Source organism: Candidatus Pelagibacter bacterium nBUS_28 (genome assembly GCF_051200915.1).
Taxonomy (GTDB): Bacteria; Pseudomonadota; Alphaproteobacteria; order Pelagibacterales; family Pelagibacteraceae; genus Pelagibacter.
In genome coordinates, this window is sequence record NZ_CP172844.1 from 293,410 (window position 1) to 306,534 (window position 13,125).

14 protein-coding genes are annotated in these 13,125 nt (G+C 30.5%); 3 read left to right on the forward strand and 11 right to left on the reverse strand.

Annotated features, from left to right (window positions below; translation table 11 throughout):
- Positions 1-20: 20 nt before the first annotated feature.
- Genes ACIJYC_RS01465 through ACIJYC_RS01495 form a run of 7 tightly spaced genes read right to left on the reverse strand, consistent with a single transcriptional unit; the run spans position 21 to position 6,084 of the window.
- Positions 21-986: a 2OG-Fe(II) oxygenase family protein gene (locus ACIJYC_RS01465; protein ID WP_435166990.1), complete on the reverse strand. Its 966-nt coding sequence runs from the start codon at positions 984-986 to the stop codon at positions 21-23.
- On the reverse strand, positions 986-1,936 hold the full coding sequence (locus tag ACIJYC_RS01470; protein WP_435166992.1) for a DMT family transporter: 951 nt from the start codon (positions 1,934-1,936) through the stop codon (positions 986-988). The genes ACIJYC_RS01465 and ACIJYC_RS01470 overlap by 1 nt, the downstream gene beginning before the upstream one ends.
- Positions 1,933-3,516, reverse strand: coding sequence for a choline dehydrogenase (locus ACIJYC_RS01475; protein ID WP_435166994.1), 1,584 nt, complete (start codon positions 3,514-3,516; stop codon positions 1,933-1,935). The genes ACIJYC_RS01470 and ACIJYC_RS01475 overlap by 4 nt, the downstream gene beginning before the upstream one ends.
- A complete protein-coding gene (locus ACIJYC_RS01480; RefSeq protein WP_435166996.1) occupies positions 3,513-4,049 on the reverse strand; it encodes an HD domain-containing protein in 537 nt (178 codons plus the stop codon). Before ACIJYC_RS01480 ends, ACIJYC_RS01475 begins: the two co-directional genes overlap by 4 nt.
- Before the next feature lie 5 nt (positions 4,050-4,054).
- Positions 4,055-4,888 (reverse strand): TauD/TfdA dioxygenase family protein, encoded by an 834-nt coding sequence (locus tag ACIJYC_RS01485; RefSeq protein WP_435166998.1) that lies wholly within the window; start codon positions 4,886-4,888, stop codon positions 4,055-4,057.
- Complete coding sequence (locus ACIJYC_RS01490; RefSeq protein ID WP_435167000.1) at positions 4,888-5,355, reverse strand: thioesterase family protein; 468 nt, start codon at positions 5,353-5,355, stop codon at positions 4,888-4,890. The genes ACIJYC_RS01485 and ACIJYC_RS01490 overlap by 1 nt, the downstream gene beginning before the upstream one ends.
- A complete protein-coding gene (locus tag ACIJYC_RS01495) occupies positions 5,356-6,084 on the reverse strand; it encodes a class II aldolase/adducin family protein (protein ID WP_435167002.1) in 729 nt (242 codons plus the stop codon).
- 35 nt (positions 6,085-6,119) lie between these two features.
- Between ACIJYC_RS01495 and ACIJYC_RS01500 the strand changes: the two genes are divergently transcribed.
- Positions 6,120-7,007, forward strand: a complete 888-nt coding sequence (locus ACIJYC_RS01500; RefSeq protein ID WP_435167004.1) for a 3-keto-5-aminohexanoate cleavage protein — start codon at positions 6,120-6,122, stop codon at positions 7,005-7,007.
- Entirely contained in the window at positions 7,007-7,948 is a 942-nt protein-coding gene (locus tag ACIJYC_RS01505; RefSeq protein WP_435167006.1) for a 3-hydroxyacyl-CoA dehydrogenase NAD-binding domain-containing protein, read from the forward strand. Before ACIJYC_RS01500 ends, ACIJYC_RS01505 begins: the two co-directional genes overlap by 1 nt.
- 1 nt (position 7,949) lies before the next feature.
- Here the strand turns inward: ACIJYC_RS01505 and ACIJYC_RS01510 are convergent, their stop codons facing one another.
- The 4 genes from ACIJYC_RS01510 to ACIJYC_RS01525 all read right to left on the reverse strand — a co-directional run bounded on the left by ACIJYC_RS01510 (position 7,950) and on the right by ACIJYC_RS01525 (position 11,869).
- Positions 7,950-8,738, reverse strand: a complete 789-nt coding sequence (locus tag ACIJYC_RS01510; protein WP_435167008.1) for an SDR family oxidoreductase — start codon at positions 8,736-8,738, stop codon at positions 7,950-7,952.
- 3 nt (positions 8,739-8,741) lie between these two features.
- Positions 8,742-9,767: a quaternary amine ABC transporter ATP-binding protein gene (locus tag ACIJYC_RS01515; protein ID WP_435167011.1), complete on the reverse strand. Its 1,026-nt coding sequence runs from the start codon at positions 9,765-9,767 to the stop codon at positions 8,742-8,744.
- Positions 9,767-10,618, reverse strand: a complete 852-nt coding sequence (locus tag ACIJYC_RS01520) for an ABC transporter permease (protein ID WP_435168073.1) — start codon at positions 10,616-10,618, stop codon at positions 9,767-9,769. Before ACIJYC_RS01520 ends, ACIJYC_RS01515 begins: the two co-directional genes overlap by 1 nt.
- A gap of 234 nt (positions 10,619-10,852) precedes the next feature.
- Positions 10,853-11,869, reverse strand: a complete 1,017-nt coding sequence (locus tag ACIJYC_RS01525; RefSeq protein WP_435167013.1) for a glycine betaine ABC transporter substrate-binding protein — start codon at positions 11,867-11,869, stop codon at positions 10,853-10,855.
- Between the two features lie 130 nt (positions 11,870-11,999).
- On the opposite strand from ACIJYC_RS01525, the gene ACIJYC_RS01530 reads away from it, so the two are divergent.
- Complete coding sequence (locus ACIJYC_RS01530) at positions 12,000-13,124, forward strand: TauD/TfdA family dioxygenase (RefSeq protein ID WP_435167015.1); 1,125 nt, start codon at positions 12,000-12,002, stop codon at positions 13,122-13,124.
- The last annotated feature ends 1 nt before the right edge of the window (position 13,125 follow it).

Genomic DNA, 13,125 nt, shown 5'->3' on the forward strand with positions numbered 1-13,125 from the left:
ATTCAATGATTTAAAATATATTAACGTTGATATTCGATAAATTTTTTTAAAGATTGATTCAAAAATTTTTCGTATATCTGTCCTTTTTTTGAATATTTTTTCGAATTTAAAAAATTTATATTCATTTTAAAGTCATGAGATGGTTCAAAAAAAAAGGGAACAGATAATCTCGTACTTTTATTCCACAACACTCTATGATTTGTTGCTTTAAACTTTCCTTTACTTAAATACTCCAAAGCCAAACCAGTATTTATAATAAGTGCTTTTTTGTTAAATGGCACATCGTACCATTTTTTGTTATTTCTATTTTGAACTTGAAGACCACCTTTTTTATCTTGATAAAGAACTGTAAAAACTCCACTATCAACATGTGTTTCACATCCAAGTGCAACACCATCTTGTTTTGAAATTTCTACAGGTTTTGTTTGATTGGGATAATAATTAAATCTTAATGTGCTAAGAGTTTTTTTTCTTGAAAAAGCTTGATTGCTAATCTTCATATTTTTTTTATAAAGCTTAATTATCCCTTTAAACAATATTTCACTTAAAGAAAAAATATTATCATAATAATTTGATAAACTTGCAATAGAAGGCTTATTAAAGGATTTGGTCAAATCTAGATATTCAATATATCTAGATTTATATTTTTTTAAATTGTGAGGTTTAATCTGAAGATCACCTAGATCTAAACCTTCTTTACCATTAACACTATTTGGAAAATAACCCCTATAAATATTTTTATTTTTTTTGATCCATTTTTTTGGTGCTAACTTATTTTTATTATCATCAGATGAGTTAAAAAATTTATTACCTATTTTGCAAACATTATTGATTTCTTTAATATCTATTCCATGTCCAATAACTTGAAAAAAACCAATATCAATACAAGCCTTCTCTATTTTTTTAATAGTGTTTTTTGCCATCAAAGAATTAAAATTTGAATTAAGTAAGGGTGAAATATTAATAGTTGGAATATAACTCTTCATTATCTATTTGGAGAATCTGTAACAATCATTTGATCTTTAACTTTTTCTCTAAAATAAATATAAATTCCAGCTCCAATTATTATTGAAACTCCAATAAAAGTTCTAGATGTTGGAATATTATTAAACAGAATAAACCCTGTTAAAATTGACCAAATTATCAATGAATATTCATAAAGTGAAACAACTGAAGGAGAGGCTATACTGTATGCATTAAAAACAAAGTAAAATGCAAAAGCCCCAATAAAACCCATTGCCACAATATATGGCCAAGCATAGGATGGATTTGAAAACCATTCTCTAAAAATAAATTGAAAAGTAGGATTATTAAAATTATTAATTTGTCCATCACCCGTGTAAATATAAAATAAAATACTTATTAAAAGTGCACCAAAATATAAATGTATCATTTGTGTAAATACATTATCTTTATTTGACGTAATTTTCGTAATTGTCATCGATATTGAGTAACAAAGTGCGCATGCAACAGGAGCTAACTTCATATAATCAAAATCATTAAAATTAGGATTTAAAACTATATAAACTCCTAAAAAACCTATAAAAATTGCTGACCATCTTCTTATCCCAACCTTTTCTTTTAAAAAAATTGTTGCCAATATTGAAACAAAGAAAGGGCTTGAGAAAAATAAAGCATTTGCCATTGCAAGAGACATATATGTTAGGGAAATATAAAAAAAACTAAACCCAAAAAAGAAACAAATAACTCTTACAATTGTTAAAAAAGGATAATGAGTTTTTAATATTATTTTTTGCTTTGAAAATTTCAAATATCCAACTAGCAAAATTAATGCAACAAAGGTTCTGCCAAAGTATAATTCGTACAAGGCTGCATCTTCATATATAAATTTAATTAAAGCATCCTGAATTGAAAACAAAGCCATTCCCATCAAAATAAATAGGATACCTTGAGAGTTACTTTGTGATGTTGTCATGAATTTAGGATGAAATTTGATGCTCTTTCTGCAATCATCAATGTAGGTGCATTAAGATTTCCGCTTGTAATTTCAGGCATAACTGATGCGTCAACTACTCTTAAATTTCCTAATCCATGAACTTTTAACTTTTCATCTACGACCGACATATCGTCTGTACCCATTTTTAAAGTACATGATGGATGATAAGCTGTTTCTGCCTTAGATCTTATATATTCTTCAAATAATGCATCTGTTTGAACATGTTCTCCAGGTCCAGTTTCTTTTCCTGCAAAAGGTTTTAATGATTTTTGACCCAGAATGTTTCTTGCCACATGAATACATTCTATTGTTTGTTTGAGATCATCCTCATGTTCTAAATAATTAAATTGAATCTTTGGATAATCATAAGGGTTAGAACTATTTAAAGTGATATGCCCCCTGCTTTTTGGATGATTAGGGCTAGCATGAAGTTGATAACCATGACGGTCAGGATCAACCAACCCGTGATCTATTACAAAAGCAGGAAAAAAATGAAATTGTATATTTGGGTATTCTCTTTCAGGAGAAGATTTGCAAAAACCACCCGCCTCTAAAAAGGAAGTAGAGCAGGGACCAGTTCTAGATAAAAACCATTGAATACCTATTCTTATCATATTTAGTTTGTTCACATACGAGTACAAAGTATCTGAAGTTTTACATTCTTGCTGAACATATGTTTCTAAATGATCTTGTAAATTTCTACCAACACCTTCTAAATTATGAACTACCTCTATACCTTTATCTTTAAGATGTTCACTTGGTCCAACTCCTGAGAGCATTAGTAATTGAGGAGAATTTATTGCACCACCACTAAGGATTACTTCTTTATTTGCATAAATTTTTTCTATTTTGTTTTTAATTTTTACTTCAATACCAATTGCTTTTTTTCCATCAAAAATAATTTTTTCAACAAAAGCATCAGTAAAAACTTTTAAATTTTTTCTTTTTTTAGCTGGATTTAGATAATATTTTGAAACACTAGCCCTTTCACCTTTGTGGATAGTTACATCATACATCCCAAAGCCTTCTTGATCTTTACCATTCATATCATCATTAATTTTGTATCCAGCTTCTCCTGCTGAATTGACGAATGCTTTAAATAATGGATTTTTATTTTTAGATTGATTTACTGGGAGAATTCCATTTCCACCACGATATTCGTTTTCACCTTCAGACCAAGTTTCTATTTTTTTAAAGAAGGGTAGGACTTTTTCATAAGACCAGTCTTTTAATCCAAATGAAGCCCATCTCTGATAGTCATTTGGATTACCTCTTACATAAACCATTCCATTATGAGCTGAGCAACCTCCAATCATTTTTCCTCTTGGACAAAAAAGATTTCTATTATGTAGATGAGGTTCTGGCTCTGAATAATATTTATAATTATATTTTGGATCATGCATTGTATATAAAATTGCAAGTGGCATGTTAACTTTCCAAATATCACTTGGTTTACCAGCTTCAAAAACTGCTACATTGTTTTGACTATTTTCTGATAATCGATTGGCAAGCACACACCCAGCGGAACCAGCTCCAATAATTAGATAATCAAATTTCATATAAGTTTGGACGTTAGCAATTTTTTATAGTCATGAATAGATTTCATTTGAAGGTCAGTTCTTTTTGCTGCTTCATCAAACTTTCTAAGAAGTATTGAAGGTTTAAAATATTTCTGAGCTTCAAATTTATTACACTCCCTAGAATTTAATGCTCCACCTTGAAGTTTTAAGCTTGTTTTGGAAGCTTCTGATAAAAGATCAAAATATTTTTTATCATTGGCTAAATATCGTTTTGCTAAAACATGATATTTTATCGGCTCTAATATCTCTTTTTTAAAAAAATTTTTTAAATACTCATAACCTATGTTTTCATGCTGTCCGTCTACATTTAGTTTAACCAACTCATCTGGGTTTTCTAAAATAAAGTGACCATAATCGTGCAATAAACAAGAGCATATCAAGTCATCATTGCATTTTGCTTTTTCAGCTAGCATTGCTGTTTGTATCATGTGTTGCGACATTGTAACTTTTTCACCAATGTAAAGAGATTTATTATTTATGAAATTTGATATTATTTTATCTACAATTTGCATTTAGACTATTGAGGGTGGTCACCTTCAATTGCAATACGATCCATTATTCTTTCGTAACCTAAACCTCTTCCAGGAAAAAAATCTGCTATTGCATAATGAATAACACTTCTATTATCCCAGATAGCAACAGTATCTTCAGTCCAGCTAAATCTACATGTCAAATCCAGTCTTGCTTGATGTTCAAATATTTCTTTTAATATCTGATCACTTTCTTCTTTATCCATACCAATAATTTGTTTTGTGTAAGTCCAATTAACATAAAGAATTTTTTTGCCTGTTTCTGGATGAGTTCTAACAATTGGGTGTTCGTTAGAATAAGAGTCATAGTTTCTTTTTTCATTGCCTTCCATGTACTTGTAATTATCAATAAAAAACTCTGCTCCAAGTGAGCTATGAATAGCTTTTTTATTTTTAATTTTATCTTGAATTTTTGGATCCAATGTTTCCCAAGCTAATTCCATATTAGAAAAACAAGTATCTCCTCCCACAGGAGGAATTTTTAATGATCTTAATATTACAGCTTTAGTTGGCTTAACATTATAACTCACATCGCTATGCCAATTCTCACCCCATTGGTTTTTTTCTTCTTTACCCTTTATGATTCTTACAATTTCTGGATAATTTTCTAAGCCTTTAACATAAGCATGAGTTTCAAGAGGCCCAAATTTTTCTGCAAGAGCTACCTGTTGATCTTTTGTAATTGGTTGGTCTCTAAAAAAAATTACTTTATGTTCTAAAAGTAAATCATTAATTTTTTTGAAATTTTCATTTGAAACATCAGTCAAATCAATACCTTTGATTTCTGCACCTAAAGCTCCTGATAATAATTTAATTTCCATTATTTTTTTAATTTTCCATTAATTACTAAATCATCATTTTTAAATATTGATTTATTTTCTTCAATAAAACTATCCATAAGTTTGACTTTATCATCTTCAAATTCTGTTACTTTTCTTTTGTCTAAATCGATATATAACGACAAGGACTCAAGAGTTGCAGATAGTTTTCTAGAATTTTTTTCAATCATTTCCATTTTAAAATGTAGTCTTTTCTTATCATGGTCAAAAAAAGTAAGATTAATTTCTACTTCTTCACCTTGTTTAACTTCATTATTGTAAGTTGTACGAGTTTCCACAACCATAGTGCTACGCTTATTAGTTTTTGCGGAATTCTCACCCATCTTAAATTTTTCCAGCATGTTTTCCCAAATTTGATCAAAAACCATTACATAATAGGCCATGTTCATGTGGTTGTTATAGTCCGTCCACTCTTTTTTGATTATTTGATTTGCTATATGTACTGACATTTAGTTTTTATATTCTGGTTCCTCTTTATCTAAAATTAATCTTATTTGTTCAAGATGTAACTTTGCTAAATTAATTGGATAATCAGCAGTTTCTTGAGCTGTTTTTTCAGCAACTTCATCACTAACAATATTTAATTCTTTATTAGTAGATAAAGCAGTTAAATAAGTCTCTGCTGCTTTTTCAAAATAATATAAATAATTAAAGCCTTCTGCAATTGTTTCACCAGTTGTAATAATTCCATGATTGGCTAATAAAATGTGCTGTTTGTTACCAAGTGCATTAGCCATTTTGATAGACTCGTCTTCAAATCCTAATCCTCCAAACTCATTAAAAACAGAAACTCTATTATAAAATATCATTGTATTTTGATCTATGGGTTTCATGATAGGATCTTTTAAAGTTGATAAAGCTGTTGCATATTTTGAATGCACATGAAAAATGCATTTTGCATGCGGAACTTTTTGATGGATAGTTCCATGAATATTGATTGCAGTAGGATCAATCAAATTAGGTTCATTTTTTAAATCATTAATGTTTTCTTTTGTCACTAATATTAAGTCACTAGCTTTAATTTGGCTAAAATGAATACCAGCTCTATTCACATAAAAATCAGTTGTGGAACCTGGAACACATGCACTAAAATGATTAGCTACACCTTCGTTCATATTTAATCTTGCAGTCCATCTAAAAGCGGCTGCTAAATCTTTCTGTAATTCTGTTATTTCCATTTTTACTAAATTAAACTATATTTAAATTATAAATTATGAGCAATAAGGTTTTTATATCATGTGCAGTAACTGGCTCAGGTGATACTGCTAGTAAACACCCAGATTTACCAAAAACTCCAAAACAAATTGCAACAGCTTCAATTGAGGCTGCAAAAGCAGGGGCTGCAATAGCACATATTCATGTAAGAGAAGAAGATGGTACTCCAAGTAGAAGATTAGAATTATATAAAGAAGTTGTTGATAGAGTTCGATCAAGTGACACTGATGTAATTATAAATTTGACTACAGGCATGGGAGGTGATCTTGACATAGGCCAAGGTGACAATCCTTTAGATTTTGGACCAATGACAGATATGGCAAACGTTATGGAAAGAATTGCAAACGCTGAACAATTTCTTCCAGAGATTTGTACACTAGATGCGGGAACTCTAAATTTTGGCGATGGCTCAACTATTACTGTGAATACCCCAAATGATTTAAGAAAAGCAGCAAAAAAATTAAAAGAAATCAATGTTAAACCAGAAATAGAAGCCTTTGATTTGGGTAATATGTGGTTTGGAGCTCAGTTATATAAAGAAGGATTATTAAGTGATCCACCAATGTTTCAAATGTGTTTAGGAATACCTTGGGGTGCACCTGCAACTACTTTGGCAATGCAAGCAATGAAAGATATAATGCCTAAAGAAGGTGTGTGGTCAGGTTTTGCAATTTCAAAAAATGAAATGCCATTTGTTGCTCAAACAGTTTTAATGGGAGGCAATCCAAGAGTTGGGTTAGAGGATAATTTATATTTATCAAAAGGTAAGCTTGCTACAAATGCTCAATTAGTTGAAAAAGCGATAAGAATTATTGATGAAATTGGCTATACGCCAATGACACCAGTAGAAACTAGAGAAAAATTAAAGCTTGTTAAACACAAGTAATGGCTCAAATCAAAAAAGTTGCAGTAATTGGAACAGGAGTAATTGGGGCTGGTTGGATTATTCGATGCTTAGCCCATAACAAAATTGTTCATGCTTACGATATAGATATTAAATTAAAAAAAAATTTAATAGCTGAGATTAAAAGAACTTGGCCACATGTAAAAAAACTTTTTAATAAAAAAACACTTAATCTTAAAAATTTTAAATATTTTACCTCTATTGAGGAGGCACTCAAAGATGCAGATCTTATTCAAGAATGTGCAAGTGAAAATTATGCTTTAAAAACTAAGTTGATGAGCGCCATTGGAAAATATGCAAAATCAAATGCAATTATTTCATCAAGTTCATCAGGATTATTACCAACAAGAATTTATTCTAAATGTAAAAATCCTGAAAGAGCTATGATTGGACATCCTTTTAATCCAGTTTATTTATTGCCTGCTGTAGAAATTGTTCCAGGAAAAAAAACTTCAAGAAAAAATTTAAATTTGGCAAAAAAATTTTACAAAACAATTTCTATGAACCCAATAATGGTTAAACATGAATTACCTGGTTATTTATCTGATAGATTGCAAGAAGCTTTATGGAGAGAAGGGCTTCACATTATTAATGAAGGTCATGCAACTACAGAGGAATTAGATAGAGCAATTGAAGATGGTCCAGGATTAAGATGGTCATTGATGGGAACCTTTCTAACTTTTCATTTAGCCGGAGGAAAAGCCGGAATGAGACATATGTTAGAACAGTTTGGACCTGCTTTAAAACTTCCATGGACAAAATTAAAAGCTCCAACTTTATCTAATAAATTAATTGATAGATTGGTTCAGGGAACAAAAAAACAATCTAAAGGAAAATCAGTTAGTAAAATTTCAAATATTAGAGATGAATATTTGGTTGAACTACAAAAATTAAGAAAGAAATACGAAAAAAAATTAAGATAGATTAATCATTTCTCTCAGTATGACCATCAACAGAGATTACTTGGCCAGAAACTTTACTAGAGTCATCTGAAATTAGAAAAGAACACATCTTTCCAATGTCTTCTTCCAATATCCATTTTTTCATTGAACTCATTGAAACAAAATCTTTTTCAATTACTTTTGTTGAAACTTTAGTAAATTTTGCCTTATCTTTTATAACTCTTTTCATTCTGTCTCCCTTAATTGTTCCAGGACATACAGCATTAACTCTAATATTAAATTTACCAAGTTCCATGGCTAAGGTTTTTGTAACTCCAATAATTGCCCATTTACTTGCTGCATAAGGAGATCGAAGTGGAAAACCAAGTATGCCAGCAGTCGATGAAATATTGATTATTGAACCGTTTTTAGATTTTTTAAGTAAAGGGATAGTTTTTTTTGTAAAATAAAAATGGCTGTTCACATCCACATGTAAAGTATTTTCCCAGTCTTTGGACTTAAGTTTTTCAAGTGATCCAGTTGGCCCCGCAATGCCTACATTATTAATTAAAGCATCAATTTTTTTTGTTTTCTTTTTTACTTTTTCAAAAAAATCTGAAACTTGATATTCATTGGATGCATCACAAAGGTATGCAAATAATCTTTTATTTCTTAAAGAGTGTTTATTTAACTTATTGATAGATTTACTATCAATATCACAAAGATAAACTATTGCCCCTCTTGCAAGACAAACTTTTGCTGTTGCTAAACCTATTCCTGATGCTCCTGCAGATATAATGATTTTTTTATTTTTTAATGATTGGTTAACCATTAATTATGATTTTGTTAATGAGGACTGTAATTCTTTATTAGTGATATAGCCTTTAGTGTTTCCACTTTTATCAACTACCTCACAATTAGCGTTGGTACAAACTATTTGGGGTAAAAATTCCTCTATAAACTGATCTTCATTAACTCTGACTAAATTTGATTTATCAATACCATTTGTCTCGTTAATATCTGTCATGATAATTTTTGCTTTAATAACCTTCGCTCTATTAACATCTTTAACAAAAGCTTTTACATAATCATCTGCAGGTTTCATGATAATATCAACAGGTGTTCCAACTTGAACTAGTTTTCCTGCATTTAAAATTCCAATGTGATCGCCTAATCTTAAGGACTCATCAAGATCATGAGTAATAAATACAATTGTTTTTTTTAATTCTGATTGAAGATCAATTAATTGTTTTTGCATGTCACTTCTAATAAGTGGATCTAGCGCACTAAATGCTTCATCCATCAACATGATATCTGAATTAGTAGCTAACGCTCTAGCTAGACCAACACGTTGCTGCATTCCTCCAGATAATTGATTTGGAAACTGGTTTTCAAAACCATTAAGTCCAACTGCTTCAATTTTTTCCATAGCAACTTTATCTCTTTCTTCTTCAGATTTTCCTTGCATTTCTAAACCATAACCAACATTTTGCATTACTGTTTTATGTGGAAATAACCCAAATCTTTGAAAGACCATACTCATCTTGTGTCTTCTAAAATCTATTAATTGTTCAGGATTAAAACTCATAACATTTTCATCATCAATTAGAATTTCACCAGCAGTCGGATCGATCAATCTATTTAAATGTCTGATAAGCGTTGATTTTCCAGAACCTGATAATCCCATGCAAACAAAAGTTTCACCTTCTTCAATTTTTAAAGAAACATTATCTAGCCCAACAGTATGACCCGTCTCCTCTAAAACTTCATCTTTTGTAGCCCCATCTTTAACCATGGGCATTATTGAATCTGGTTTATTACCAAAAATTTTATAAATATTATTTATTTCTATTTTTGACATTATTTATTTTCTTTCTTAGTTGGAGCATTTCTCTCTTGAAGAGTCTCTCCATAAGATTGAGTAATTCTATCAAGTACAATTGCCAATAGTACAATTGCTATTCCTGCTTCTGCAGCTCTACCTACATTCAATTGTTGAAGTCCTAGCAGAACTTCATCGCCCAAACCTCTAGTTCCAATCATTGACGCTATAACCACCATAGATAATGCCATCATTGTACATTGGTTAATACCCTGCATAATATTAGGTAGTGCTAATGGAATTTGAACTCCCCATAATTTTTGTTTTTTTGAAGCACCAAAAGCATCTGCTGCCTCAGTTACTTCTGTGTCAACCAATCTAATACCTAGGTCTGTTAATCTAACCAATGGAGGAACTGCATAAATAAAAGTTGCAATAATTGCTGGGACTGCACCTAACCCAAATAACATTATTCCTGGTATCAAATACACAAAAGCCGGTATTGTTTGCATTAAATCTAATATGGGAAGAATTTTTTCTCTAACTCTATTAGCTCTAGACATCCATATTCCGATTGGAACACCAATAATAAGACATAAGAATATGCTTATTAACATAATAGATGTTGTCTCAATTGCTTTATCCCAAAATCTTGGGTGTAAAAATCCTATAAAAAATGTACAAAAACCTACTGCAACTGTTGTTTTAATTTTTTTTCCACTTGCAAAGTAAGCAAGTATTACAACACCAATAATAACTAAAGGCCATGGAGCTTGAACTAAAAAATTCTTTAACCCCATCAGCATTGCAAGTAACACGTTGTTTATTGCTTCAAAAATAAAACCATAATTTTCATTAAGTGCTTTAAACATCTTATTAATCCATGGCATCAGTGGTAAATCTAACCATTTAGGCCAATCACTTAACCACGAAAAATCTTTAAACAATTCTCCTATAGTTTCAGGTTTTCTTTTTGATGAACTGTAACTTGTAATTAATAACCATATAAAAATTCCTAACAATCCTAGGTTAAATAAATTTTTTTTATCTTTGAACATATGGTTGATTTTTTAATTTCAAAGAAAGAGCCCCAAAGGGCTCTTTCAAATTATTTTATCTTAAAATTAAAGTGCTGCTTTTACTTTTTTAGCAACATCAGCAGGAACCCAAGAAGTCCAAGCTGTTTCTGATTTTAAGTATTCTTTAGCAGTTAATTCCATATCACCATCTGACTCATCTTCGTAGAAGGCCAACATTTTATTAACTGTAGCAGTAGGAATTGAGTACTCAGATAAGAACTTAGTTTCTGCAGGATGAGCAGCGGCCCATTTAGTTAATACAGATTTAGTTAATGCCATATCTCTATACTCACATGCACAAGATTTTGTATATGCTTCTGGTCCTTCTGCTTTGATTTTTTCAACAACAACAGACATATCATCCCAACACTTTTTGACAAACTTAGGTTCTGTTAATCTAACTAGATCAACTTTACCCATTAAGCCAGTAGGTGCCCAGTAGTAAGTAAAGATAGGTTTTTTCTTAGCAAAAGCACCAGCGATAGCAGCATCTAATGCGCCACCAGAACCTGGGTCAAAGTTTGTATAGAAAGCATCTAGACCATACTCTTTTTGTTTTACTAAGTTTACTGTGTAACAAGTCCAACCTGAAATACAGCTAGTCATTCTACCTTTTGAAGGGTTTTCAGGATCTTTAAATAACGCAGCTATTTTTGGATCTTTCATGTCTTCAACTGATTTTAAATTATATTTATCAGCAGTAGTTTTATCTACGTAAAAAGCTTGCTGAGAGTCAGGAGTGTTAACACCAATATTTTTGATAGTACCTGCTGCTTCGTGAGGTTCATAATTTGCAATAATATTGTCATACCAAACTTCAGTAATCACATCTAGTTGACCATCATAGTGAGCAGCCATAATAGGTGTAGTACTTCCTTTAGTTACAGAAACTTCACATCCATATCCTTTTTCAAGTATGAAAGTAGTAATTGCAGTATGAATATTTGCACTACTCCAGTCAAAATCTCCCAATCTTGCTTTGCAGTCACCCGCATTAGCACTAGTTGCTAATAATGATGATACGAAGAAAGCAGAAAGAACTAATTTTTTCAAAAACTTCATTAAATTATCTCCTTAGGTTAAGTTTTAATATTAAGATTTAATAATGAATGAGGCCGAAACACAAGCAATGAATCTTTTTTACAACTATAAATTGAATTGAATTTTCACCCTTTATATATAATGATTGCTCATGAGCTCAATTTCAAAACTAGAGGAAAATTCCGACCATTTAAAAGTTATTTGGGATGATGGAGAAGAAAGTAAGTTTAATTATTTATGGTTAAGAGACAATTGTCCATCTGTACACGATAAAGATTCACGCCATAGAATGTTTAACATCTTAAATGTTTCAACAGATATAAGGCCAAAAAATTATAATGTTAACAATAAAGGAATTTTAGAAATAGAATGGAGTGAAGGTGATCACAAAAGTTCATATGATCCTTTATGGCTAAGAGAAAATTGCTACACAATAAAAAATAAAATTACATATGTTTCACCATACAAGCTTTGGGATAATTCATTACAGAATAATTTAAAATCAATTGAAATAGATCATGATGAAATAATTAATTCAGAAGATGGATTGGTAAAATGGTTAGAACTTTTACATTATACAGGAATAGCAATTGTTAAAAATGCACCAACAGAACAAAATTCTGCTTTTAAGGTTTTAAATAGAATTAGTCATACACGAGAAACTTTTTTTAAAACTCCATTTGAAGTAATTAATATTCTAAAACCAAATAATTCAGCCTACACAGCACATGCGTTGAGAAATCATATGGATCTTCCATGGTTTGAAAATCCTCCAGGTTACCAATTTTTACATTGCCTAATAAATTCTGCTAAAGGTGGAAACTCTTCAGCAGTAGATGCTTTCGCCGTTGCAGATTATTTGAGAAAGAATGAAAAAGAAATATTTGATACTTTGGTTTCAGTGCCACTAAAATTTAAAGATAAAGATTATACACAAGAAGCTTATAGAAGTTTTCATTCTCCTGCAATTACCTTAACTAAAGATGGAGATTATAACGATATTAGATTTAGTGTTGCTACCATGGACACACTAGATTGTAATCCTGATATAATGGAAAAAGTTTATAAAGCACATCATCGATTTGGAAACCTTTTACATCATGAAAAATATCAAATTAATTTTAGATTAGAGCCAGGTGATATATTCTCATTTAACAATAGAAGACTTTTACATGGAAGAACCGAATTTGATCCAAATTCAGGACATAGACATTTGCAGGGTTATTATATGGATCGAGATGAAATTATAGGAAGATTAAATTATTTAAAAAAGTAAT

Coding starts and splice junctions, on each gene's coding strand:
- ACIJYC_RS01525 (WP_435167013.1), bottom strand. CDS start 11,869: ATGAAGTTTTTGAAAAAATTAGTTCTTTCTGCTTTCTTCGTATCATCA.
- ACIJYC_RS01515 (WP_435167011.1), bottom strand. CDS start 9,767: ATGTCAAAAATAGAAATAAATAATATTTATAAAATTTTTGGTAATAAA.
- ACIJYC_RS01485 (WP_435166998.1), bottom strand. CDS start 4,888: ATGGAAATTAAATTATTATCAGGAGCTTTAGGTGCAGAAATCAAAGGT.
- ACIJYC_RS01500 (WP_435167004.1), top strand. CDS start 6,120: ATGAGCAATAAGGTTTTTATATCATGTGCAGTAACTGGCTCAGGTGAT.
- ACIJYC_RS01470 (WP_435166992.1), bottom strand. CDS start 1,936: ATGACAACATCACAAAGTAACTCTCAAGGTATCCTATTTATTTTGATG.
- ACIJYC_RS01475 (WP_435166994.1), bottom strand. CDS start 3,516: ATGAAATTTGATTATCTAATTATTGGAGCTGGTTCCGCTGGGTGTGTG.
- ACIJYC_RS01505 (WP_435167006.1), top strand. CDS start 7,007: ATGGCTCAAATCAAAAAAGTTGCAGTAATTGGAACAGGAGTAATTGGG.
- ACIJYC_RS01520 (WP_435168073.1), bottom strand. CDS start 10,618: ATGCCATGGATTAATAAGATGTTTAAAGCACTTAATGAAAATTATGGT.
- ACIJYC_RS01530 (WP_435167015.1), top strand. CDS start 12,000: ATGAGCTCAATTTCAAAACTAGAGGAAAATTCCGACCATTTAAAAGTT.
- ACIJYC_RS01490 (WP_435167000.1), bottom strand. CDS start 5,355: ATGTCAGTACATATAGCAAATCAAATAATCAAAAAAGAGTGGACGGAC.
- ACIJYC_RS01465 (WP_435166990.1), bottom strand. CDS start 986: ATGAAGAGTTATATTCCAACTATTAATATTTCACCCTTACTTAATTCA.
- ACIJYC_RS01495 (WP_435167002.1), bottom strand. CDS start 6,084: ATGGAAATAACAGAATTACAGAAAGATTTAGCAGCCGCTTTTAGATGG.
- ACIJYC_RS01480 (WP_435166996.1), bottom strand. CDS start 4,049: ATGCAAATTGTAGATAAAATAATATCAAATTTCATAAATAATAAATCT.
- ACIJYC_RS01510 (WP_435167008.1), bottom strand. CDS start 8,738: ATGGTTAACCAATCATTAAAAAATAAAAAAATCATTATATCTGCAGGA.